Origin of the sequence: uncultured Pontibacter sp., assembly GCF_947499215.1 — a bacterium.
Classification (GTDB): domain Bacteria; phylum Bacteroidota; class Bacteroidia; order Cytophagales; family Hymenobacteraceae; genus Pontibacter.
Genome location: NZ_CANMNI010000003.1, coordinates 417753 through 442684, shown reverse-complemented (window position 1 = coordinate 442684; position 24932 = coordinate 417753). Strand labels below are relative to the sequence as shown.

Genomic DNA, 24932 nt, shown 5'->3' with positions numbered 1-24932 from the left:
AATCAAAAGACAGACAAAAGGTTTTGACAGAACGCGATGCCTGCACTTCTTAACTTGTAAATTGAAAGATATGGAGCCACTTAGCTCAAAAACTTATAAAAAAGAATTTGTAGATCAATTTCCCGGTGACGACAGCGGTACCTTAACCCCACGTCAGACACCGGGCGTACTTTACAGCAAAGCCAAACCTACTCCGGTTGAGAAACCTACGCTATTGGCATGGTCCGACGAACTTGCCGCGGAACTAGGTATAGCCAAACCGACTGACCAGAAAGACATTGATATACTGGGTGGCAACCACGTGACAGACAGCATGTCCCCTTATGCCGCCTGCTATGCCGGACACCAGTTCGGCAATTGGGCCGGTCAGCTAGGCGATGGCCGCGCCATTACACTGGGCGAGTGGGAAGCGCCTGATGGCAAGACGTGGGAGCTGCAGCTAAAAGGCGCAGGCCTCACCCCCTATTCCCGCCGTGCAGACGGCCGTGCCGTACTACGCTCTTCGGTGCGCGAGTATTTGATGAGTGAGGCGATGCACTATCTGGGTGTGCCGACCACGCGTGCCCTGAGTCTGGTGAGCACCGGTGAGCCTGTGCTGCGCGACATGTTCTACAACGGCAACGCGGCTTACGAACCGGGTGCGATCGTGATGCGGGTGGCGCCGAGCTTCCTGCGCTTCGGTAATTTCGAGATGCTGAACGCCCGCAAAGAAACAGACAACCTGCGCCAGTTGGTCGACTGGACTATCAGCCGCTACTACCCGCATATCACGGGAGAGAATAAAGTGATCGACTGGTTCAAGGAGATCGTGGACCGCACCGCCCGCCTAATGGTGGAGTGGATGCGCGTGGGCTTTGTGCATGGAGTGATGAACACCGATAACATGTCCATATTAGGTCTAACCATCGACTACGGCCCCTACTCTTTCGTAGACGACTACGACCCGAATTTCACCCCAAACACAACCGACCTGCCGGGCAGAAGATATGCCTTCGGAAAACAGCCTTCCATCGGCTACTGGAACTTAGGCGCCTTAGCGGGCGCGCTCCTGCCGCTCACCGACAAAGACCAGTTGGTAGCCACGCTCGATACGTTTAAAGACGTGTATTGGACAGAATACTACGCCATGATGGGCCGTAAACTGGGCCTCGACCAAGTGTCCAACATCGACAGGGATTTGATCAGCCAGTTCGAAAAAACACTGGCCGAGATCAAACCGGACATGACCATTTTCTACCAGCTATTGATCGACCTACCACTGGCTGTGGAAAGTGAAGAAGAAGTGGCTGTTTATTTCAAACAGGCTTTGTACGAAGATCTCACGGCTGAGCAAAAAACAGCGCTCTATACCTTGATCAGCAACTACCTCGAGCGCCTGAACACGAATAAGATCAGGCGTTCTGACTCGCAGGAAATGATGCAGAAAGCCAATCCGCGCTTTGTGTTACGCAACTACCTGTTGCATCAGGCCATCGAGGGACTGGAGAAAGGAGATGACACGCTTTTCGTGAAACTGCAGGAGGCCATGAAAGAGCCATACTCCGATAAATTCGACGAGTTCTTCCAGACAAGACCGGAGTGGGCAAGTGAGAAGGCGGGTTGCTCTATGTTGTCTTGTAGTTCGTAAACATTTCACCCAACTTCCTCCTTTTGTCGAGGGCCCTTATCCCCAAATAAGCGGAAGGAGCTGTGTACGATTAACATCCCCCTGCCCCCTTCAAAGGGGGACTTTCTGCAGTTACTATTCAACAGGTATAAACGTTGTTGCAGATCTTAACCACTGGCACGCATTGAAAGAGTGACTCGCACGCTGGCAATGAAAAAGACACATTGGCCATGTGCATCAAACGACGCTCCACTGTTGGGGGTGAAGGGGTCCCCCTGTCGAGAGCGGTCAGCGAGTTTGGGGAGTCTTGATTTTTTTGACTTCTTTTTTTATCAAGAAAAAAAGAAGGTGCCCGCCGCACAGGCGAAGCTATAAAACAAGGTCATTTGCCATATAAAACTGCAGCCGCTACGCTAACAAAAATCTTCAAAACAAAAGAGCCTCTGAAATCACAGAGGCTCTTTTGTTATACTTACTGAGTAACTCAGAACTCGAAGACTCAGAACTCCTTAAAAGCTCTTCCGATGCATCCTCACTGGAAACAAGCGGTAATCCATTAAACTCACCGCATACGGATAACCGCGCCAGTGCACAATCGGCACATGCCGGGCAGGACTCGGCCCCTTGGTATCAGGTATAGCCAGCATGGCATTGCCGATATAGCTGAGCTCTGATTTAGCCATCCCTAACTTAGAAGCAATGTGCTGCAGAAAAACATCCTTGTCAGCATCCGAACAAGTAAAGGAGATCTCCCGTGACATGGTGGCGCCTCCTTCTAGTTCCGGTGAGTAAAACACGCGGGAGTAAGTGTCGATGGCGATGACCGGAACAGACAAAGTCGGTATGCTGGCCTGCATTACGTCCGGTGCACCGATGGGTGCCTGATTGGCAACCCGCTTCACCATTTCCGTTACTTTCTGCGCGGTATAGATGCCTTTGATCGTCTCGGACTCGATGCGCTTGAGCACCTGTTCTACCTTCGACTCAAACGGCTGACCCGGATTTTCAGGTCTTGGTGAAACCGGTCGTAGCGGGGCAGGTTGTGGCTGTGCCTGACGGGGCTGTCGGGGTTTCTGGGTTTGCGGCACGGTCTGTGGCTTTTCCTGCTCCGGAATATAACTATCCTTGATGTGCCGCTCGTGCACGTTGATCACCGTGGTGAAGGTATTGATGAAGTGCTCCGTGTTCTGCACATGAAACAGCTCCAGTTCCTGTATGCGCTTGCGGGTAACGAGGTAGTTGTGAATCAGTTTGGTCTTCTCGAACACAGCCAATATTTTTTCGGCGTGGGGCGTGTGCTTATACCTGTCGTAAAGTTTGTGCAGGGCATTGAGGCGGGCGTTGGAGGCACGGATGTACTGCATGGCGCGCGCATCGGCCGCACCGGGATGGTCCATTACCGTGCGGGTTGACTCCTGTTCCAGCCCGAAAAAAGAACGGAAAAATCTGATCATTAGGACAGGATGCGTTTCAGGTGCTGGGTTTCAATTTCGACCTGCAACTTCTCGGAGAGTTTCATCTCTTCGAATATGTTGTCGATGTGTTGGATATAGAGGTCCAGCACCGCCTCCTGTTCGTCGCTCAGGATACGGTGCCGGACGGCTAGTTCTTCTTCTTTCTTGTCTCCTCTGTATATCATTATTCAATTTCAATCTGCTTGGACTTGCCGAAGGTGCCGATGATCTTGCTGTTGAGCTCTTCCTGCACCTGTGCCAGTTCTTTTACGGCTTCCGCCCGTTTCTTGCTGCCCTCTTCAGAGATTTTGATCACCTGATCGAGCGTTTCCACCATGTCCTTGTTCACTTTCTTGAGCGTCTCCACGTCCACGATGCCGCGCTCGTTTTCCTGCGCCGCGATCACTACGTTCTTCTTGAGAAGCTCAGAGTTTTTGCGGAGCATTTCGTTCGTGGTGTCGGTCACTTTTTTCTGGATCTCGAGTGCCTTGCGCTGTTTCTCAAGCCCCAATGCGATGGCCACTTGCTGACGCCACACCGGAATCACTGTCACGATCGAGTTCTGAATCTTCTGGGCCAGCACATCGTTCGTAGTTTGGATCATGCGAATCTGCGGCATGGACTGCGTCGCGATGGTATGCGACAGCTGAAAGTCATGCACCTTCTTCTCCAGACGCTCCTTGAAGGCTATCATGTCGCTCAGGCGCTGCACAGCCAGTTCGTCCTGTCCGCTGCTTTCCACCTCTTCCTGCATTTTCGGGATGATGTCGTTCTCGATCTCCTCGATCTTCATCTTTCCTGCCGCAATAACAGAACGAATCTCATGGATATACTCTACCGCTTGGTTGAACATCACTTCCAGACTGGTCGAGTCCTTCATAATGCTCTGGCGGGTACGCTCCAGCTTCACCACCACATCATCCACGTTGGCAGACACAGAGTTGTACTGCGTAGCCAGCTGCTTCGAGCGGTCTGATATTTTCTTCACAAATGGAAGTCTAGAAAAGAAGCCACCCTTCTCCTGCTCATCGATCTTGATCATGTTGATCTGGTTGAGGAGCTCATTGATGGCATCGCCTGCCTCGCCAGAGTCTTTGGCTTTTACTTTGGTGAGCAGCTCGTTAGAGTAGTGGCCCAGTTTGCGCTGTGTTTCCACCCCAAAATTGCTCAGGCTATCCGGGTTCGCCGGATCTATGGATTTTGAGATAGCCAAGGCCTTCTCTTGTATCTTCTGTTGATTCTCTGCGATCGTAATCTCTGTTTTCTCTGTTTTTTCCATCTTGTCTTATTACCTAAAAAGGTTGTGGTTGATTAGGTCCAATGAGCTTAAATACTTTTTGATGTTCTCGTGCCGGTCGGTGGTTTCGTACCACTCAATGTCGTTGAGCGGCAGGTACTCGCCGAGCAAGTCGCGCACTTCATTCAGCAAGGCTTCGCCCTTTTTTGTTCTGAAATCGGGGTTGCGGTACTGTGCGCTCACATATTCCACTTTTACCTGCCCGGTCTTGGTTATGGCCAGCTCGCGCACTTCCACTACCAACTCCGAGGACTTGCCATTGTCGTTCACGATGGTTTTATACACACCTTTATTGCCTTCTTCAAGTGCTGCAGCGCATTGCTTGCGCACATCCTGCAGGGCCGTGCGTAGTTTTCGGTTTGGCACAATGTAGTGGCCCACAATGTAACCCAATATAGCTGCTATTAAGAATGTCCAAAAAATCACTTTTGTATTTATAAAGTTTAACGCTCAATTACTATGTAATGAAGCAAAATAAATTGATGTAATCAAGTGCCGGCGAGGCGGATGTGCCATGGATGGGCTTATAGTAGCCGGAATGATTCCTTTCTCCACCTGTTTCGACTATACCTGACCGGCCTTTTACATTCTTCTATACGCGGAAGCGGTTGCATGGGCTGTCGCCTATGCCGGGTTGCGATGGGTAAGGTATGGCGCAGGCCTGTTCCCGGTTCGGCTTCGTCTTATGTTTGTCCTATTACGCAAACAGGTGCTGTACCTTTACAGCGCTTGCCGATAAATTCGGGGGTTTTGTCTAATTTGCAGTCTGTTCTATACCCGATTTTTATACCTTCGCTTACATGCAGCATCGGCATTTTATTTTGCATAAACCCTACGGCTATATCAGCCAGTTCGTGACCGACAAGAAAAAGAAGAAGCTACTCGGTGACCTGCACGATTTCCCGACCGGCACCATGGCCATCGGCAGACTCGACGAAGCCAGCGAAGGTTTGCTCCTGCTCACCACCGACGGCAAGATGAGCGAACAGGTACGCAGCAAGCAGGTCGAGAAGGAATACTATGCGCAGGTGGACGGCCTGATCACGGACGAAGCTATAGCTGAAATGCAGGGAGGTGTGTCCATCGGGCTGTACGGCGAACAGTACGGTACCCGCCCCTGCACCGCTTTCCGGCTAGAGACCACGCCGGACTTCCCCGAGCGCAGCCGCCGTATCCGCGACGACCGCCACGGCCCAACCAGTTGGGTCTCCATCACGATATCGGAGGGCAAAAACCGACAGGTCCGCAAAATGACCGCTGCCGTGGGATTTCCTACTTTGCGTCTCGTGCGTGTGCGGATTGGGGATATTCACTTACAGGAATTCGTGCCGGGGATTGTAGCGGAAGTGGAGAGCTTTAATTTAGGTTGAAGCTATACCTGGTGGCTGCAAAATTTATAGTGCTCTTTAAACCAAAGGGCCCAGCGTAAGTCTGAGAATTTAAATTTAAGCTTATTACCCTTAAGAAGTAACCTAATCCATACCTTAAACCTTACCATGAAGAAAAACCCTATTCACATTCTGGCGCTAGCGTTAATGCTATCGGGCGGTATGAGCAGCGCAGTTTTCGCGCAGCGTCCGCAGCAACAGCAGCAACAGGCTCAAAAGCCGCAAGACCCTGTTATTCAGAACATCATCAAAATGGCCACTGAGAACTCGCAGTTGGAAAAGCTGGGCCACGAACTCATGGACGGCATCGGACCAAGACTGGTTGGCACGCCGCAAATGCAGCAGGCCGGCGACTGGGCCGTGAACAAGTATAAGAGCTGGGGCATAGAGGCCCGCAACGAAAACTATGGCGAATGGCGCGGCTGGGAGCGCGGCATCACGCACATCGACATGGTGCACCCGCGCCTGAAATCACTCGAAGGCATGCAGTTGGCTTGGAGCCCGTCTACCCCTTCAAGAGGTGTTACGGCTGAAGTGATCACCATGCCGGAGTTTGCTGACTCAGCTGCATTCCAGCGCTGGTTGCCGAGCGTAAAGGGCAAAATGGTCATGGTATCGATGAACCAGCCGAGCGGCCGTCCGGAGTACAACTGGAAAGAGTTCGCTACCGAGGAGTCTTTCGAGAAAATGAAAAAAGTGCGTGAAGAGCATAATGAAGCTTGGCGCAAGCGCATCAGTGCGACTGGTAAAAACGCCCGTACACTGCCAGTTGCTTTGGAGCAGGCCGGTGCCGCCGGTATCGTGATGTCGAACTGGTCAAGCGGTTTCGGCGTAAACAAGATATTCAGTGCTTATACCAAGAAAATCCCTACCGTAGACATCGCTTTGGAAGACTACGGCATGCTATACCGCTTGGCTGAGAACGGCAGCAAACCACGCATTAAAGTGGTGGCCGAGTCGAAGCACGCCAAGAAGCCTGTTCCGACTTTCAACACCATCGCTGAGATCAAAGGCTCTGAGAAGCCGGACGAGTACGTGATCCTGTCGGCTCACTTCGACTCATGGGATGGCGGCACAGGTGCTACCGATAACGGTACCGGCACGATCCTGATGATGGAAGTAATGCGCATCCTCAAGCAGGTATACCCAAATCCGAAGCGTACCATCTTGGTAGGTCACTGGGGTAGCGAAGAGCAGGGCTTGAACGGTTCACGCGCCTTTGTGGAAGATCATCCAGAAATCGTGAAGAAGACACAGGCTGTTTTCAATCAAGACAATGGTACCGGCCGTGTGGCGAACATCTCCGGTCAGGGTTTCCTGAACTCTTATGACTATATGGGTCGCTGGTTGAGCGCTGTTCCGCGTGATATCACCAAAGACATCCAGACAACCTTCCCGGGTTTCCCAGGCGGCGGCGGTTCCGACCACGCCTCTTTCATTCCGCACGACGTGCCAGCCTTTATGCTGAGCTCCCTGAGCTGGTCATACGGCAATTACACATGGCACACCAACCGCGACACGTATGACAAAGTTGTATTTGATGATGTTCGCAGCAACGTGATTTTGACGGCAATCTTGGCATATATGGCCAGTGAGGAACCTGAACTGGTATCGCGTGAGCGCAGTGTCATGCCGGTTAACCCGCGCACAGGCGAGCAAACGACATGGCCACAGGCCAGACCTTCTACCCGTAAGGGCGGTTTGGACTAAACCGATTAAACAAAGGGCTTTCCCCAATATTTAAAGTACAGCCGCTGTGGGTCATCCGCAGCGGCTGTACTGTTTTTAGGCCTATACCTGCAGCGCCTGCCATGGAAGCTGTTTTCCAGACTCCCGTTGACTTTTGTGCAAAGCACCGTATAAAATTATAGGTCTCTAGCATCACCTATGCCAAGAGACTCCTATAACAAAATAGGGAAGTAAAAAACAGATATGATTGGCAAATCAACATACCAAGCCGCGCGTGAAGTGGCTCAGCTAGCAGAGAACCATTTTTCAGAACAGATAGAAGCGGCAAAGAATCAGGGCGGCGACAACCTCGCTACCGTGCCCAGCGCCCGTATCATAGAAGCGATCATCGATGCCGCGTTCTGGGCCAGCCTACGGCGCGAAGAAGGGCAATCACCTAAAATATCCCTCGCCTTCCTGCCGCCAGAACAGGCTGAGCAACCGCTTCTCTTTGAGCATCACCTGACCCTGTCCCCTGCCGTGCTTACCAAGATCGGGCCGGGTGTGGAGCGGCCGGGCATCCACTTAGGCGTGTGGTACGAAGGGGACTTCCTGCACATCTGGGGCACCACGCGCAGTATACCCAATTTTTGCTTTGTGCTCGATGTGTCAGAGCCCGGTTTGCTCGTGATCAAGCACCGCCGACAGGACGGCTTCGGCAAGTTTGTTAATGTGGCCGTGCTGATGGGCGATCAAGTGAAAATTGTGCACGAGCAAAGCGCCCATCTGCCCAATTGTCCCGATGTGCTCTACTCGGCGCTCGGTTTCAGCTCACTTAGCGCTTGGAACAAGTCGCTGAACGTGCTGGTACAGCTGGCAGTATCGATGCGCGCTCACAAAAAGGGAGGCATTTTGCTGGTGGTGCCTGCCGGTACAGAAGCTTGGCGTACATCGATACGCCACCCCATGCGGTACGCGGTTGACCCGGCTTATTCCGAACTTGCCGACTTAATGAAGCTGGAAAAAGAAAAGGACGAAAAAGATACCAACTGGCAGGATGAACTGGGGAGAGCTATCAATCACATGGCCGGACTTACAGCTGTTGACGGTGCTACCATTATCAGTGACAGGTATGAGCTGTACGGTTTCGGTGCGAAGATAACGCGCAAATTGGGCAGCAGGCCGGTCGACAAGCTCATCCTGACAGAACCCGTGATCGGAGGCGAGGCCATGATCGACCAGCCGGTACTCAGTGGGGGCACAAGGCATTTATCAGCCGCCCAGTTCGTGCACGACCAACGGGATGCCATTGCACTCGTTGCCTCCCAAGATGGGCGTTTTACCATCTTCAGTTGGTCAGCCTGCGAAAATATGGTTCAGGCCAACCGCATCGACTCCTTACTGCTCTAGGGGGCCAACTCAGCATAATTTTCAGGCTTTGTGCATAAAGCATTGCACTAGCACTTTAAGGAATGATTGTTGTACCATTCTTTGTTGATTTAGAAGAGATGATTAGAAATGGAGGAAATATGAATCGTAATAAATTAGAGCGTTGGAGATACATTTTGCCGGTCTTGCTACTAGCTTTCGTATCGCTGGCGTTTGTCAGTCAAAAGCCGGACCTGCTTAATACACTACAGGCGCACCTAGCGAGCTGGAACACCCAATATGCACCTGAGAAGGTATACCTGCACTTGGACAAGCCGCGTTACACGCCGGGTCAGCAGATCTGGTTGAAAGGCTATGTTGTGGACGCCGCCACATTGCAGCCAACAGCTAAAAGCGGCGTGTTGTACGTGGACCTGCTCGATGCAAACAACGAAGCGGTGCAGCGCCTGACGCTAAAGGCGGAAAACGGCAAAGCAAACGGCGATATCATCCTGCCGTCTAACTTGTCCGAAGGTACTTACACCCTGACCGCCTATACCCAGTGGATGCGCAATTTCGGCGAAGAGAGCTTCTTCCGCAAAGAAATCAACATTATAGGCGCGCAAACCAAAACCGAAGAAAAAACAGAAAAAACCGCTCAAAAGATCGATCTGCAGTTCTTTCCCGAGGGCGGTGATCTGGTGCAAGGCCTGCAAAGCCGCGTGGCCTTCAAAGCCACTAACCCTGATGGAACAGGTATAGCAGTGACTGGTGCTGTCTATGACGCACAAAACCAAAAAGTTCTTGACTTTAAAGACACGCACTTAGGCATGGGAGCGTTTGTGTTGCAGCCGCAACAGGGCCAACGCTATACGGCTCGGGTGAACTTTGCGGACGGCCGTACGGCAGAATTTTCTTTACCTGAGGCGCAGGCCAGTGGCTATGTGCTCCAAATCAACGAAACAGCCAACCCCGACCAGCTGCAAGTGACTGTGGCAGGCAATGTTGCTGGTAGACAGCCGCTGCTTCTCACCGGCATCAGCCGCGATGAAGTGCAGTACGCCGAACAGCTCAACCTGCAGCCGGGACAGTCTTTCAGTAAGCAAATTGCCAAAGCGGATTTCGCGACAGGTATAGTGCGCTTCAATTTGGCCAAGGCCAATGGTGAGCCCTTAGCTGAGCGGCTCGTCTTTATTGACAACCAAGACAATCTGGACATCACCCTGACTACAGATAAGAAAACCTATTCGGGCAGGGAGCGTGTGACCATGCAGGTGCTGGCGCGGGACAAGCAGGGTAAACCAGTATCTACGGACTTTTCGCTAGCCGTTACCGACGACGAACTTGTTACACCGGACTTGCAGGGACTTAACATTAACACCTACCTGCTGCTGACTTCCGATCTTCGCGGCCATGTACAGAACCCCGGTTATTATTTTGAAGGTAATGACACAGCTCGCAAAGAGGCCCTCTCCTACCTGCTCATGACGCAGGGCTGGCGCCGCTTCGGCTGGCAGCAAATCGCCAAAGGCGAATTCCCGGAGCTAAAGTATAGCCTAGAGACAGACCTTGCTATTCGTGGAACACTCCAGACCGATAGAGGGAAACCTGTAAAAGGCGGTGAGGCGCTGCTATACCTGAAAGGACAGCATCTGGCTTTTATCACAACAGAAACAGACAAAGAAGGCCGCTTTGCTTTTGAGGGATTTGATTTTACTGGTCCCGTGGACATGGTGGTGCAGGGTACGGATGCGAGAGGCCGACGCAAGCACTTGCAGGTAAACCTAGACGAAGACTCCTATCTACCGAAGCTGCCTATTATACCTGCCCCACAAATAGGAGAGCTCTTGGCAAGCGCCAGTTCAGAGCTGATCACTGCCGGTAAAGTGGAAATGGCTGCCGCCGACGAAATGAACAGCGAGCTCACCTTGAGGGGCATCCTGCTGAAGGATGTGAAGATTCAAGGGGAAGCGGAGATGGTGCAGCCATTCAAACTGCACCGGGAAGCGGATGTTGTGCTGAATGTAAAAGAACTGCCTGTTTCACCGTCGGGCAACATAATTGAGTCACTGCAAGGGCGGGTGGCTGGTTTACAAATCTACCGTGCCGGACAGAATGATTTCAGGGCGCGTATACGCGGAAGCCAGAATCCGCCGCTCTACCTGCTCGACGGGATGCCCGTTGATGAAAGCATCACCTCACAGCTTAACCAGTTCGACATAAGCCGCATCGAAATCCTGAAAAGTCCGGCGTCGGCTGGCCTGTACGGAGGTCGTGCCTCGGGTGGTGTGATCGCCCTGTATACACGTCAGGGTGGGGAGCCGATGCAGGAAGTGCAGCCGGGCAAGTACATCATCATCCACCGTGCAGATGGCTACAGCAAAGTGCGAGAGTTCTACAGTCCGCAGTACGACGGCAAGACACCGGCCAGCCGCGAACCCGACCTGCGCACGACGCTCTACTGGAACCCAAGCGTGCAAACCGATTCCCAAGGTAAGGCAACCGTGACCTTTTACGCCGCCGACCGCAACACGACTTACCGTGCGATCATGGAAGGTATATCCGACGCCGGCAAGCCCGGCCGTGGAATGGTGACTTTTGATGTGAGTTTGGGAAGAGCGAATCCGTAAGAATTGAGAGTCTATATCAAAAAGCCCGACCACTGTGAAAAGCGGTCGGGCTTTTTGATTCTCCTATTTTTATTATTTTATATTTGATGACCTCGAACCTGTTTTAGGAACCTCGGTAAACCACCCTACTCTCGCAATAAGTGAAAGCTTACCCTTTGGGGGTTGGGCCACTACTTTTCGAGACATTACAATTGTATTTTCTAGATCTATTAAGGCAGATTTAGTCAAAAGAAATTGTCCCCTTGAGGGGACCGTAGGGGTGTTACACGTCCACGGATTTCATCTTCTCAAGAGATGCATTTGGTATTTCAGAGGCCTTATATACACCCCTGTAGTCCCCTCAAGGGGACATTCCGTCTGGTTCCAAAAATTTATGGAGCAAGATAAGGCATAGACGCTTGTCTCTTACATGACTTAATCATACCCCCTGCGTACTTTTCTTTCCATACCTTTCCCGCGCTTCCAGAATCTGATCAACATTCAGTTTGGCCCAGTCAGCGAGCTGCAGCAGTTGCAGCAGCAGCCCCTGCCCTAGTGGTGTCAGGCTGTACTCCACGCGGGGCGGAATCTCAGCGTATACCTCCCGGCTGACCAATCCGTCTTCTTCCAACGATCGGAGCGTAACGGTAAGCATACGCTGCGACACGCCGTTGATCTGGCTTTTCAGTTCGTTAAAGCGCAGTTTCTCCTGCTTCCCCAAGGTAAGAATGGTGTAGATCGACCACTTGTCGCCGAAACGGGCCAGAATATCTTTGATCGGGCAGCAAGACTCCACATCTGCAGAGTTGCACAAAACTTTATCGATCTTTTTCTGGATCGTAAGCTGCTGGTTTTCAATATTAGTTACTTCCATGATACTTAGTTTAGCGGAGGTGCCTTCTTGACAGGTCCAAAATTAACAAATACCTTTGAGTTACCAAAAGTAACTTAGTATTGAAACGTTACTGGCACTTTAACTGTTGTATAGACATGAATATATTAGAATCTTTGAAATGGCGCTATGCCGCCAAGCGTATGAACGGTCAGCGTGTGCCGTCAGATAAAGTAGAGCGTATATTGGAGGCCATCCGTTTGGCTCCTTCTTCCATGGGTCTGCAGCCGTATACTGTGCTGGTGATCGAGGACGAAGAATTGAAAAAGCAGATCAGACCAATTGCCATGAATCAACCGCAGATCGAGGAAGGCTCGCACCTGCTGGTTTTTGCCGCATGGGACGACATCAATTCAACGCACATTGAGGAATACATCCAGCACACGGCCGAAGTACGCAACATGCCAGCCGAGCAGCTGGAGGACTTCAAAAACACCTTGTTAGGTATAGCTGAGCGCAACACGCAGGAGCAGAACTTCAATTGGGCTGCCCGTCAGGCTTACATCGCCTTTGGTGTAGGACTGGTGGCTGCTGCCTCTGAGCAAGTGGACGCTACTCCGATGGAAGGCTTTGATGCAGCCGCTTTGGATAAACTGCTGAACCTGCCAGATAAAGGTTTGCGCAGTGTTACTTTGATGCCACTCGGCTATCGTGACGCGGACAATGACTGGCTGGCCAAGTTGCCGAAAGTAAGACGCCAGAAAGAAAAATTCGTACTGGAAGCTTAAGCTTCAGCATAACATATATAGCCGACAGCTGCCTTTATCAGGTAGCTGTCGGCTTACGCATTTAAAGAAAATATGACGACAAAGCAGAAAATCAAAATAGACATCTTCTCGGATATTAACTGTCCTTGGTGCTACGTGGGCGAACGACGCCTCAACAAAGCGCTACAGCAGGTCGGAGAACAATACGAGGCCGAGATCAACTTCAAAGCCTTTGAGCTGAACCCGAACATCCCGCAGGATGGCATGGGCCGTCTTGACTACTTTAAGGGTAACTACGGTGAGCAGGTTGTGTCACAGGTGCCGGCCATGGACCAGCGCATGACGGAGGCTGGTGCTGAGGAAGGTATAAAATTCAACTTCTCGGACAGCATGACCGTGAACAACACCTTCAACGGTCACCGTCTGATCTGGCTGGCTGAGCAGTATGGTGTACAGCACGAGGTAGCCAGTGCGCTGTTTAAAGCCTATTTCACCGAAAACCAAAACATGAACGACTTGGCTGTGCTCAAGGAAATAGGTGTAGCCCAAGGATTACCGACTGAGCGCTTAGAGAATTTCTTTGAAAGCGAGGAAGGTAAAGTGGAAGTGCGCCAGATGGAAGCTTTTGCGCAATCAGCAGGTATAACCGGTGTGCCCGCTTTTGTGATCAACGATCAGTATCTGGTGACTGGCGCACAGCCTGCAGAATCTTTCTTAAACGTATTCAAGCAAATAGCACCGACTATCCAGAAGCTCGACATTGAGGGCAACAGCTGCGAAGTAGGCGGCATTTGCTAATCACTAAACAAGCAAAACACCATGGCTGACAAAAAGCTAAGCGAAATCAAACTATCCGTGCTCGACCTCGTGCCTATCCGCACAGGCAAGAGCATACACGAATCCTTTCAGCACAGTCTGGAATTGGCCCGTCACGTAGAGCAGTTGGGCTATACCCGTTACTGGCTGGCGGAGCACCATAACATGCCCGGCATCGCCAGTTCGGCCACAGTGGTGCTGATCGGCTACATTGCCGGCGGTACCTCTACTTTGCGAGTGGGCTCCGGCGGCATTATGCTGCCTAACCATGCCCCCTTGGTAGTGGCCGAGCAGTTCGGTACGCTCGAGAGTCTGTACCCCGGCCGCATCGACTTGGGGCTGGGCCGCGCCCCCGGCACCGACCAAGTAACGGCCTACGCGCTGCGCCGCGACCTGCAGGGCAATGTGGAGGACTTCCCGAACAATGTGGCCGAGCTGCGGCAATACCTGAACAAAGAAAACAGTACGGCTAAGGTTCGCGCTATACCTGGCGAGGGATTGGATATACCTGTTTGGATTCTAGGCTCGAGTACTTTCGGGGCGCAGTTGGCCGGCATCATGGGATTGCCTTACGCCTTCGCAAGTCACTTCGCCCCGGCCGCCCTACACGCCGCGCTCAAGGTATACCGCGACAGCTTCCGGCCGTCTGACCAATTGCAGGAGCCCTATGCCATGGCTTGTGTGAACGTAGTGGCTGCTGACACAGATGCGGAGGCAAACCATTTGGCGACCTCCCTCTACCAGTCTTTCCTGAACGTGATTCAGGGCAAGGCCTTGCCGATGCAACCGCCTGTGGAGAGCATGGAAAACCGCTGGAGTCTGCAGGAGGAGTATGCTGTGAAACAGATGCTTCGCTACAGCTTTGTGGGCAGCAAAAAGTCAGTGCAGGAAGAGCTAGAGGTCTTCGTGAACGAGACACAGGTAGACGAGTTGATGATTTCAACGGGTATATTTGATCCTGAGAAGCGGCTGCATTCCTATACCTTGTTATCGGAGATCACGGCGCTTCAAGAAAAATAAGGACTATGTTTTGGCTTGGCTTTGCAGACCTAGCCCGCTATTCAGAAACAGACCCGAAGCGATGCTCGGGTCTGTTTTTTTATGCCTAAGCTGCAAGTTACCTATACCCTCACTGAAGTACCACTCACCCATTATTCAAGTCCCTCCTCTTCCTTTTCTGAAATGCATGTTTTTCTTTACGTACAACTGACTATCAAATAGTTAATATTAAACTTAAATTTAAAACGCATGGAAGAGACAGCAAAAATTGAAAAGAACACTTTTATAGAGCGTCTGGCGCAGCGGCTGGGCATTTCCGCCAATGCCACAACGATTTACGGTGAGCCGGTGGAACGCGATGGCGTAACCGTTATACCTGCGGCCAAGGCGATGTATGGCTTTGGCGGTGGCAGTGGATCTAAAGCAGGCGAAGAAGGAACCGGCGGCGGTGGCGGCGTGGGCATCAAACCCGTGGGTTATATTGAAATTAAAGACGGCAATACCAAATTCAAGTCCATACCGGACCCGGAAAGAGTTGTAAAAATAATTGCTGTTAGCGGGGTAATGGCCCTGCTGCTTGTTAAAGCTGTAAGTAAAATGCTGGATCGGTAATCCTGTAAACCGCACTCTATGAAAATAAAACAGCTTTTTTCAGGAGAATCGTCACTTCAGAACGCTTTGCTGAGAGGAGCTGCTGTTTGGCTCCTAATCATGGGTGTGGAGGTTGTACATGGGATCGCACGCACAGCTTTGCTGGCACCTCGAACCGGAGATTTTAAAGCAAGACAGATCAGCGTTTTCTCCGGCTCGGCTTTGATTATGAGTATTACCTATCTGACCATCAAATGGATTGGTAGTCGTGACAAAAGTACGCTCCTGCGGCTAGGCTTGTTATGGTTCCTACTCACACTGATCTTTGAGTTTGTGCTTGGCCGTAAGGTTCTGCACCTCTCTTGGCAGCGGCTCCTTTCCGATTACAACCTCCCAAAAGGCGGTTTACAGCCCATCGGTTTGCTACTTATGACACTCGCTCCGCTCCTGATGGAGCGCCTGCAAAGCAAGCAGCAAAAGCGTTTATTATGAGTTACAAACCTGATTACTGACCAGCTTTATCCCGTGGCGGGCTGATCATGATGTGTGCCCCATGCGTGCCGGGATGCATAATCCAAGGCATGGCGACAGAGCCTTTGTCAGGCTTTAGCGGCAGACCGGTGCTCTCGGCTGTAGCCCAAGGTATGTAGACCACGTAGCGCAGATAGCCGTCTGCCACCTCCCCGGTACGCATGTTTATCTGCTCCTCAGGAGCGCTATACACGAAGAGGGAGGTCGGCTGTTTGGGCATGGTTAGCTTTCCACTCTTAGCCTCTTTCTCACGGGTATCAAAGATCTCGTCACTTTTCTTGCCTGCTATGCGTAGCTCGCGTCCGCGCGCCATAAAAGGCTCTAGATCGCGGTGATAGCATGAAACTGAAAAACCGGGCTGGTTGGGGTCGTCCGCTAAACAAACCAATTCGTTCGTTCCTTTGCGCAAGGTCACCACCTCCCCTTTCTGGTTGTAACCTAGCACGGTAGCCCCTTCCCTCATATCGGCTGGTGCTGCCAGCACAGCGGTTTTGATTTGAACTTCGGTGGCAGGCATTGTAGTTTGGGCCTGTGTACCGTAGCCGACAAGCGCCATAAGCGCAATTACGAAATACTTTTTCATGTCTGACGCTTTTAGATTTTGTGCACTTAGAGCACGTAGAATTCCCAATTCCTATCCTTTACGTGAATCCGACAAAAAAGCGATGTTTTTCTGACTATATGCCACACTGTATGTGCGTTAACTGTCAGGTTGTAATCCCATATAATCCTGTTTAGTGCTGCATCACGCATGCTCTAGCGCATCTCTAGAATTAGAGCATATAGATTTTTTATTGTATCTTAACGCTACAAACCAATTCATCTGCACCCATGGCCGAGCCTAATTACCGCATGCAGTATTACATGTTCCTGTTTAGTAAGCACTTCCGAAAGATCTTGCTCGGACTTGTTCTGCTTATTGTCATCTTAACATCTGTAAAAACCGTGGGCCCTGAAGAAGAAGGCGTGGTCTTGTATGTGGGCCACTACGACCGTACCGTGCAGCCCGGTCTGAACTTCATCCTCCCCTTTGGCATCGAAGAAATGAAAAAGATACCTGTGCAGCGTCAACTCAAGCAGGAATTTGGTTTCAGAACCGTTGAGGCAGGCAGGAACACCCAGTACTCCAAGCAAGATTTTAATGATGAGTCGCTCATGCTTACCGGGGACTTGAACCTAGCCAATGTGGAGTGGGTGGTGCAGTACCGTATTGTCAACTCCTATAACTACCTGTTTAAGGTACGCGACGCCGATAAGGCTCTGCGCGATATGGCCGAGTCGGCTATGCGCAAAGTTGTAGGGGACCGCACTGTGAACGAGGTACTAACTGTAGGCCGTCAGGAAGTGGCCACCAGCATGGAAGTGTTGTTGCAGCGCATGTGCGATGAGTACGAAAACGGCATCCGCATCGACCAAGTAGTACTGCAGGATGTGAATCCACCGGAGCCCGTGAAGCCGTCCTTTAACGCAGTTAACCAAGCCCAGCAGGAGCGTGAGACGCTTATCAACCAAGCTGAGTCAGAGTATAACCGCATCATTCCGCGCGCCCGCGGCGAAGCTGATGAGACCATACAGTTAGCAGAGGCCTATGCCCTCACCCGTGTGAACGTGGCAACCGGTGAAGCCGCGCGTTTCAACTCTCTCTTCGAAGAGTATGTGAAAGCGCCTGAAGTAACCAAAAAACGGCTGTACCTCGAAACGATGGAACGCATCCTGCCAAAGATCGGCGGCAAAGTCATCGTGGACGAAAAAGGCAACAACGTACTGCCCCTGCTAAACCTTGATCAGAATAAAACTCAAACGAAATAGCCCGTGAACACCAGAAACATACTCTCGCTCATAGCCGCTGTCCTCGTGCTCACCCTGCTTTTCACAAGCGTATTCGTGCTGGACGAAACCAAGCAGGCCATTGTCACACAGTTTGGTAAACCTGTAGGGGAGCCGCGCACAACGCCGGGTCTGCATTTCAAAATACCGATCATCCAGAAAGTGCAGTTTTTTGACAAACGCTATTTGGCTTGGGACGGCGATTCCAACCAAGTACCTACCAAAGACAAGAAGTTCATTTTTGTGGATACTTACGCCCGCTGGCAGATCACCAATCCGCTGCAATTCTTTATCCGTTTGCGTGACGAGCGTTCCGGCCAGTCCCGCCTCGACGACATACTAGACGGTGAGACCCGCAACGCCATTGCAAGCAACGACCTGCTCGACATCGTTCGTTCTACCAACCGGGATCCGGAAGTTACGGATGAGGTCATGGAAGATTTGGAGAACCTTGAGAAAATCTCTGTCGGCCGTGACAAAATCGAAGCCCTTATACTGAAACGTGCCAATGAACGCACATCTGACCTAGGCGTGCAGATCTTGGACTTCCGCTTCAAGCGCATGAACTATGTGGACGAGGTGCGCAACCGGGTATACGACCGTATGATCAGTGAGCGAAACCGCATCGCCGACCAGTTCCGCTCCGAAGGACAGGGGGAGGCCCGTAAGATACAGGGTAACAAAGAGCGCGATTTGGCCCAAATTACATCGCAGGCCACCCGTGAGTCCGAGATGATCAGAGGTAAGGCCGATGCACAGGCCACTTCCATTTACGCCTCTGCCTATAACAGAAACGCTCAGGCACGTGAGCTGTACGGCTTCCTCCGCTCTATGGAAACGCTGGATAAATCATTCGATGATAAGACCAGCATCATCCTGTCTACTGACTCGGAATTGTATAAGTATTTAAAGAGGGCGAACTAATTCGAGTTCTGAGTCTCGAATTAAGAAGGATGCAATACTAGCAATTGTTTGAAAAAGGGAAAGTGCCAACTGTTCATTCAGCTGGCACTTTTTTTATTGGTAACGGCCAGCTTGTTCTGGGGCGCAGTGTAGGGGGCCCCATACCTATTTTTGAATATCAAAACAACGACAGCTGCTCCCCTGCCGGCGTGATATCCGCTATAGATATAGTACGTCCGAAAATATCGCCTTGGCAGCTAATGTTATACACAGGGGTTTCCTGAAAACGGGAAGCCACGACCACTTCCGTTCCATCAGCACAAGTCTCGAAAAGGCTCTTCGCCAGTTTGGGACAGTTGTTGTCTTTGGAGAGGTGCGAGAGGAACACATGGCTCATGAAGGCGGGTTTGTGGGCGACGAAAAGCTCCAATGCCTGCTTGTTTGATAAGTGACCGTGGTTGCCACTGATGCGACGCTTGAGGTAATATGGATAATAACTTTGCTCCAACATCCCATCGTCGTAGTTCGTCTCCAAAAATGCAGCGTGGCATTGCTGAAAGTGCTGGATGACGTGGTCGCAGGGGGCACCGATGTCCGTAAACACGCCGATCTTTACGCCGTTGCCTTCCACCACAAAACTGTGCGGGTCAGCAGCATCATGAAATTTCGGGAAGCCGGTAATAGTCAGGTTACCAATCTGTACTGACTCGTAACCTGTGAATGACAATACCTCCACTCCACTGAGGTCTATGCGGGAGCGATACAGGGTATTAGTTGTAATGTATACAGGCAGTTTATACTTACGGGCCAGCACCGGTATACCTTTGATGTGATCCGAGTGCTCATGCGACACGAAAATAGCCTTCACCTTGCGCATGGACAGGCCCAAGCGCTGCATCCGCATTTCGGTTTCGCGGCACGAAATGCCCACATCCACCAGCACGGCTTCCTGCTCGTTACCGATGTAGTAGCAGTTTCCGTTGCTGCCTGAATTTAAGGAGGTGATGGCTAATTGCATAGAGGTACAAAGGTCGGGCTTATCCGGAGATTAATCAACCTGCTAAAACTTAAAATGATTCCTGTCCCTTGATTTTAAAAATATAACTTTAAAGCTATACCTCGGTAAACACAAAAGCCCCAGCAGTTTATACCTGCAGGGGCTTTCCTTTTCACTCGCTATACCTTAAAACTCTTCGGCTTCCAGCTTGGTTGGCTTAAACTGACTCAGTACATCCTTTATACCTGCCAGTCCGCCGGAGATGTTTTCCATTTCGGAAAGCACCTGCCCAACCTGGTTATTGCCTCCGAAGCCTTTGAGCTTGTTGTTGCGAACGAATGTGGCTTTAATGTCCTCCCAGCGCTGCGCCTCCGCCTCGGTCATAATACCGATCAGTTGCTTGAATTTTAGCATGTTGGCTTCGGCACCGGAAGTGAGCGTCTGCGACTCGGCTTCGTAGTGCGACAGGATGAGCGTCTGCAATTCCTGATCGTTCATGATCGGCATCACCTTTTCAGCCAGTTTGTTCATGTTGCGGTAAGAGCCTTGCAGTTTAAAGGCTGGCTCGGTTCGGTACTCGTCGGCCTGCGCGGCTGAACGGATGTACTCGAGGTTCACCTTCAGGATTACGTCCTGAATCTTGAGTAGCTTTTTCAGCACCAGCACATACTCGTTGAGCTCGGCTGCCGAGTGGTTGCCTTCAAACTCCAACCCTTCGCTGTCGCCGGTTTCGGCCAGTTGGATCAGGGCATAGATGTCTTTCTGACTCTTCGCAGCCAGTTTCGCCAGCACCGTGTTCGAAGTGAGGGAGTTTTCGATGTAGCTCAGCTTGAATACATCTGCTGTATCGCCAATGATATCGCCGAGGTTATAGATGTCGGCGCGGTTGGCGAGCATGTCCGGGATGCGGAACTTCTCCCCCGTCTCGGTGTAGGGGTTGCCGGCCATCACCACGCATACCTTCTTGCCCCGGAAATCATAGGTCTTGCTGCGGCCTTTGTACACGCCTTCGATCTTGCGCTGGGCATCACACAGCGAAATAAACTTCTGCAAAAACTCCGGATTACAGTGCTGAATGTCGTCGAGGTAGATCATCACGTTGTCGCCCATCTCAAAAGACAGATTCAGCTTCTCCAGCTCCTCTCGGGCAGCGGCATTGGGTGCCTCTTTCGGGTCGAGCGCAGTGACCTGGTGCCCGATGGCCGGACCGTTGATCTTCATAAAGATGATGCCCAGTCGGTTGGCGATGTACTCCATGATGGTCGTCTTGCCATAGCCCGGAGGCGAAAGTAGCAACAGCATGCCCATCAGGTCGGTGCGCTTGGTCTCGCCTGCCGTGCCAATCTGCTTGGCGAGGTTGGCGCCGATCAGCGGCAGGTATACCTGATCAATCAGTTTGTTGCGCACAAAGGAAGACAGTACCCGCGGCTTGAATTCATTCAGACGCAATGCCTGCTCAGCCTGCTGCGTCATGTTCTTTTTGAACTCCGTGAAAGCTATAAAAGCCGTGGCGGTGCTGCTGGTGTAATCGCGTAAACGGTGCAGGAACTGGTGGTAGTTCAGTTGATAGCTTTGCCCCTGCAACTGCTGGTGCGCGCCCTGCATACCTTGAAGATTCTCTTTCAGAACAGTGTGCACCACCTGCAACGGATTGTAACTGTCAGTGAGCAACAGCGTCGCTACCTCGGCCACAAACTCAACTTTGTCGTGTTGCCCGGCCTTTGCAATGTAGGCCTTGATCCAATGCTGAATCAATTCGAACTGGTGCGCTACATTCTCTTCCAGCGCCTTCACCGATTCTTCAAAGCGATCCAGCACATGACGCTCCGTCAGGAAATGTTTGAAGCCGTCGTACAGCACATCGGCCTGACTGTCGATGACAAAATGATTGCCTCGGGTCAGTTCGTAGAACAGGTACTCGCCAGCCTCTGCTGCATTGGCTTCTTTGCACAGTCCCGTCTCCTGCTGGAAGGTATAAAGTTCCTGCTGAAGCCCGGCCTTCACGTCGTCAAACTCGTGCGTGTCGGGAAATACTTGCAGGATGGCGCTTATCCCTTTGAGCTGGTGGTTGAGCGTATTTTTCTTCGCTTCCGGCACAAACACTTGCCAGTAGAGCTGCGCACAGGCTCTGTCGATGGAGGTATAGCGCAACAGGTCCGCTGTCTTGATCAGGCGGATCAGCGCGCCTAAGATCAGCGCTGCGTCGTGGTCGTGCACACCTTTCATATAGCCTTCGTTAAAGCGAACGGCCATGAATTTGTTCACGTACTCAGTCAGCTCCGCTTCCGTGAGTTTGTGCAGTTCGTCGATGGTTAGGTAGCGCAGGCTATTCTCTGTTTGCTGGCCGGCTATACCTCTGTCCTGCGCCGCTTCCAGCACTTTAAAGGCAAGGTATTCGGCGCGGTATACCTGATTGTTTTCCGACACCAGCGTCTGCTCCCATACCGGACGGAAACTCAGAAACTGGTCATCGGTGATCTTCTCAAAAAAGCTGGTTCCGGTTAGGTGGTAGTACATGGCATCGTCACGGTGCACCACGCTCAACTCCAGTGGCTGCGTGTTCACCGTGAACTGGTGCTTGCCAAACCTCAGAATGTTGGCACCATCTACGAACAGTTCCTGCTTATCCTTGAGTTGGCGAACAGCGTCTTCCTTCAGTGTTTTGAGGCGGCTCTGGATGGTATCGGCTTTTACTGTGTCGCCTATTTTAAGCAATTCCGCCACCGTGCTGCGCACTTTCTCGATCATCAGATCAGAAGCGAAGTAACCGTTGATCTCGTTGACCGAAGTCATTTTGCCAGCCCGGTTCTGCACTGCTTTCAAGATACGGTCGGCGGCCTGCTGTAGACTGTTAGCGCGCTTGTTCTGCGCCTCCTGCAGCTGTACCTTCTTCGATTCGAAAGCGCTGTAAATCTCTTCCCGCTTAACCGTGAGCTGCTCAATGAATTCGTCAAAATCCGGGAAGCGGCCTTCGAGTTCCTCCAGCTGCACCATAAGCTTGGCCAGATATTCCTCGCACTTCTGCGGCGAGTCCGACACATCGAGGTAGTTGACCACACTCTGGCTGATCAGCTTAATTTGGGAGTTGAACTCGGCCTTGCCTTCCTGACTCAAAAGCTCTTTGCGCTTGCGGCGCAGGGTGGCTTTGGTCTGGTTGAAAGTGGCGTAAATGGCCGAAATGGTATCGATGATGCGGGTCGTCTGGGTGGCGTCTTCGATCTTGAGGTTGCTCACTACATCGATCAGCATTTCCAACTCCGCCGAAACCGTCGCAATCTCTTCGTCAGTCGCGTCGGCCTCCACCACCTTGGCTATACCTTCAATGGCGGTGTTGATCTCCTTTACCTTCTTCTCGTAAGGCGCCAGCGCATTGGGCTGCAGTAGAAACTCTACCGCTCCGTTAGCGGTGTCCTGCGCGAATTGCTGCAGCTGCGCCTCGTATTTTTCGATGGTGGGCAGATCAGTATAGCGGAGCTCTTTCAGCGAAATCACCTCACCCCGTAAACCCCGCAGGTCCGCCAGATACTTCACATAGTCGTTGATGCTTTCGGCCTTCTTGAACTTCAGCGTCTGGATCAGCGCGTCGGCCTGCCCCAGCACCTGACTGATCTGCGCCTGCGTGTTTTTCTTGATGCTGAGTACTTTTTCGTACTCTTCCACCGCCGCCGTGGCCGTCTGCCGGATCGCTGAAATAGGCGCAGCCAGATTATAGGTTTCCGCACGGTTGAGCCAGTGGTAGGAGTCCAACACATCGGTGGTTTTCTTGATCAGATCAAGGTATAGGTTGGCATAGGAATCGTCCTTGTGCAACAGCGACAACACTTCGTTGCTTTCGGCCATGGCCCGAACAATGTCCTTGTTGCCGATCTTGTAGAGGTACGACTCCTGCGTAACAGGTATAGTAAAGTTTGGCCCGATGTAGGGGGTTTGCCAGATCTGGATAGCGTGGTGCTTCTGCGCCTCTTCGTCGGCCCGAAAATAGCTTAGCTCCCCGTTCTCGTAGATGGCGTAACCATGGCAAAGAATCGGCGTTTCGATCTGCTGCGTGATCAGGTTGTAGGACAGCAACTGGTAGATGCCGGACTCCTTGTTATAGAACACATACAGGAAATCCTCACCATTCGGAGAGGTGATGCGCTTCTCAAAAAGCATGTCCTGCAGGTTGTTGTCGAATTGCTTGAACTCGCCGGTTTGCAGGTAATAGCCATAGGCATAGATAATGCCCTGCCCGTCTGGCAAAAGCACACAGCTGTGCTCCAGCGCATCGATGCGGCGGGCCTCCTGCAGCTTAATGTTATAGACAAAATACCGGTAATTGTTCTCGCGGTAGGGCCGTATTTTCAGAATGATGATATTCCCAACCACAGCATAGTAAATCTCCGAGTCGTCGAGCGTCTGGTCCTTGTCTTCGACTTCTTCGGAATAAATGCCGCGGCCGGAATCGGTGTTATCTTCTACTTTGATGGTAAGGTCACCGCCGACAGTCTCCACGAACACTTTGTCCTCTATGGACACGTGCGGGTGCTTGCCTTTGCGCTGTGCCTCGCGGGTGGTACGCTTCCAGCTGAAATCATGCTGGTTGGGGAACACATATTCGTGATCACTGCGGTTGTCCACGTAAGTGATGGAACCGCCTTTGAGCAACCACTTAAAGGTCTTGATATCGTTGAGTCCCTTGCCCACCCGGAACACCATGTACAGGTAGTTGCCGATGTGCGCAAACTTGACGAACTGGGTGTTCTTGTAGTACTTGTAAAGCTTCTGGAAATCGTCTTGAAAGGTTTTATCCTGCAGCAAGTCGAGAGACTGCTGGTGGAAGCTGTGGCCTTCGTAGGTATAGACGCCGAACACATCCGACAGCTCCACCTCCGACTTCAGGCCAAGGTATACGTTGTAGCCAAAAAGCAAGGTATAGCCCACCGGCACCATGTCCCAAGGCACACAGTTGTTCTCAGTGGTGATGCGCTCGGTCGTAATCAGCTTCGTCTCGATCGCACCGAAAACGCTCTTCCGTTCCTGATTCAACTGCTCGAGTTGCGCACGCAGTTCGGCCCCGCTTTTCTGCAGACGGTTCCGCAAGATTTCATAGGTACCACCCTCCAACTGCACGTTCTCGGCAGCTGGGGCGGTGGTGGTATTGGTATCTTCCATTAGGTTGGAGGATTAAAAATGAATGATGGTAAGTTTTTGGCTTCAGTTAAAGCCAATTGTTTTCACAGTCTAAATTGTACTAATGGCTTGAGTATCGAAGAAGTTATAAGTCCTAAGCAAAAGTGGAA

20 protein-coding genes are annotated in these 24932 nt (G+C 51.6%); 12 read left to right on the top strand and 8 right to left on the bottom strand.

The window, feature by feature from the left end; all coding sequences use genetic code 11:
- Window positions 1–70: 70 nt before the first annotated feature.
- Entirely contained in the window at window positions 71–1627 is a 1557-nt protein-coding gene (locus Q1A04_RS15735; RefSeq protein WP_299707909.1) for a YdiU family protein, read from the top strand.
- A 488-nt stretch (window positions 1628–2115) separates the two neighbouring features.
- On the opposite strand, the gene Q1A04_RS15730 is transcribed toward Q1A04_RS15735, so the two are convergent.
- From Q1A04_RS15730 to Q1A04_RS15715, 4 genes are read right to left on the bottom strand one after another with little or no spacing between them, the layout of a single operon-like run.
- Complete coding sequence (locus Q1A04_RS15730) at window positions 2116–3060, bottom strand: hypothetical protein (protein ID WP_299707907.1); 945 nt, start codon at window positions 3058–3060, stop codon at window positions 2116–2118.
- The gene (locus Q1A04_RS15725) at window positions 3060–3245 is read right to left on the bottom strand and encodes a hypothetical protein (RefSeq protein WP_299707905.1); all 186 of its coding nucleotides are present in this window, start codon (window positions 3243–3245) and stop codon (window positions 3060–3062) included. Before Q1A04_RS15725 ends, Q1A04_RS15730 begins: the two co-directional genes overlap by 1 nt.
- Window positions 3245–4339 carry a toxic anion resistance protein gene (locus Q1A04_RS15720; protein ID WP_299707903.1) on the bottom strand — a complete coding sequence of 365 codons (1095 nt, stop codon included), beginning with the start codon at window positions 4337–4339 and terminating at the stop codon, window positions 3245–3247. The genes Q1A04_RS15725 and Q1A04_RS15720 overlap by 1 nt, the downstream gene beginning before the upstream one ends.
- 9 nt (window positions 4340–4348) lie before the next feature.
- Window positions 4349–4783, bottom strand: a complete 435-nt coding sequence (locus Q1A04_RS15715) for a hypothetical protein (RefSeq protein ID WP_299707901.1) — start codon at window positions 4781–4783, stop codon at window positions 4349–4351.
- A gap of 374 nt (window positions 4784–5157) precedes the next feature.
- Between Q1A04_RS15715 and Q1A04_RS15710 the strand changes: the two genes are divergently transcribed.
- From Q1A04_RS15710 to Q1A04_RS15695, 4 genes are all read left to right on the top strand, one after another.
- Window positions 5158–5727 carry a pseudouridine synthase gene (locus tag Q1A04_RS15710; protein WP_299707899.1) on the top strand — a complete coding sequence of 190 codons (570 nt, stop codon included), beginning with the start codon at window positions 5158–5160 and terminating at the stop codon, window positions 5725–5727.
- A gap of 126 nt (window positions 5728–5853) precedes the next feature.
- Window positions 5854–7455 (top strand): M20/M25/M40 family metallo-hydrolase, encoded by a 1602-nt coding sequence (locus Q1A04_RS15705; RefSeq protein WP_299707897.1) that lies wholly within the window; start codon window positions 5854–5856, stop codon window positions 7453–7455.
- 222 nt (window positions 7456–7677) lie between these two features.
- Window positions 7678–8823 (top strand): putative sensor domain DACNV-containing protein, encoded by a 1146-nt coding sequence (locus Q1A04_RS15700; protein WP_299707895.1) that lies wholly within the window; start codon window positions 7678–7680, stop codon window positions 8821–8823.
- A 119-nt stretch (window positions 8824–8942) separates the two neighbouring features.
- On the top strand, window positions 8943–11411 hold the full coding sequence (locus Q1A04_RS15695) for a TonB-dependent receptor plug domain-containing protein (RefSeq protein WP_299707893.1): 2469 nt from the start codon (window positions 8943–8945) through the stop codon (window positions 11409–11411).
- 418 nt (window positions 11412–11829) lie between these two features.
- Here the strand turns inward: Q1A04_RS15695 and Q1A04_RS15690 are convergent, their stop codons facing one another.
- Window positions 11830–12264, bottom strand: a complete 435-nt coding sequence (locus tag Q1A04_RS15690; RefSeq protein WP_299707891.1) for a helix-turn-helix domain-containing protein — start codon at window positions 12262–12264, stop codon at window positions 11830–11832.
- Window positions 12265–12380: 116 nt separating this feature from the next.
- On the opposite strand from Q1A04_RS15690, the gene Q1A04_RS15685 reads away from it, so the two are divergent.
- The 5 genes from Q1A04_RS15685 (at window position 12381) to Q1A04_RS15665 (ending at window position 15887) form a co-directional block, all read left to right on the top strand.
- Window positions 12381–13010 carry an NAD(P)H-dependent oxidoreductase gene (locus Q1A04_RS15685; protein ID WP_299707890.1) on the top strand — a complete coding sequence of 210 codons (630 nt, stop codon included), beginning with the start codon at window positions 12381–12383 and terminating at the stop codon, window positions 13008–13010.
- Between the two features lie 72 nt (window positions 13011–13082).
- The gene (locus tag Q1A04_RS15680; protein ID WP_299707889.1) at window positions 13083–13787 is read left to right on the top strand and encodes a DsbA family oxidoreductase; all 705 of its coding nucleotides are present in this window, start codon (window positions 13083–13085) and stop codon (window positions 13785–13787) included.
- Window positions 13788–13808: 21 nt separating this feature from the next.
- On the top strand, window positions 13809–14825 hold the full coding sequence (locus Q1A04_RS15675) for an LLM class flavin-dependent oxidoreductase (protein ID WP_299707888.1): 1017 nt from the start codon (window positions 13809–13811) through the stop codon (window positions 14823–14825).
- A 228-nt stretch (window positions 14826–15053) separates the two neighbouring features.
- On the top strand, window positions 15054–15416 hold the full coding sequence (locus Q1A04_RS15670; RefSeq protein WP_299707887.1) for a spore germination protein GerW family protein: 363 nt from the start codon (window positions 15054–15056) through the stop codon (window positions 15414–15416).
- 18 nt (window positions 15417–15434) lie between these two features.
- Window positions 15435–15887, top strand: a complete 453-nt coding sequence (locus tag Q1A04_RS15665) for a hypothetical protein (protein WP_299707885.1) — start codon at window positions 15435–15437, stop codon at window positions 15885–15887.
- A gap of 13 nt (window positions 15888–15900) precedes the next feature.
- Here the strand turns inward: Q1A04_RS15665 and Q1A04_RS15660 are convergent, their stop codons facing one another.
- Window positions 15901–16509: a hypothetical protein gene (locus Q1A04_RS15660; RefSeq protein WP_299707883.1), complete on the bottom strand. Its 609-nt coding sequence runs from the start codon at window positions 16507–16509 to the stop codon at window positions 15901–15903.
- A 248-nt stretch (window positions 16510–16757) separates the two neighbouring features.
- On the opposite strand from Q1A04_RS15660, the gene hflK reads away from it, so the two are divergent.
- Window positions 16758–17735: an FtsH protease activity modulator HflK gene (gene hflK, locus Q1A04_RS15655; protein ID WP_299707881.1), complete on the top strand. Its 978-nt coding sequence runs from the start codon at window positions 16758–16760 to the stop codon at window positions 17733–17735.
- A gap of 3 nt (window positions 17736–17738) precedes the next feature.
- Complete coding sequence (gene hflC / locus Q1A04_RS15650; protein ID WP_299707879.1) at window positions 17739–18677, top strand: protease modulator HflC; 939 nt, start codon at window positions 17739–17741, stop codon at window positions 18675–18677.
- Between the two features lie 157 nt (window positions 18678–18834).
- Here hflC and Q1A04_RS15645 read toward each other — a convergent pair whose 3' ends face one another.
- Both Q1A04_RS15645 and Q1A04_RS15640 read right to left on the bottom strand, forming a co-directional pair.
- Window positions 18835–19674, bottom strand: a complete 840-nt coding sequence (locus Q1A04_RS15645; protein ID WP_299707877.1) for an MBL fold metallo-hydrolase — start codon at window positions 19672–19674, stop codon at window positions 18835–18837.
- A 165-nt stretch (window positions 19675–19839) separates the two neighbouring features.
- Window positions 19840–24804, bottom strand: coding sequence for a DNA repair ATPase (locus Q1A04_RS15640; RefSeq protein ID WP_299707875.1), 4965 nt, complete (start codon window positions 24802–24804; stop codon window positions 19840–19842).
- Between the last annotated feature and the right edge of the window lie 128 nt (window positions 24805–24932).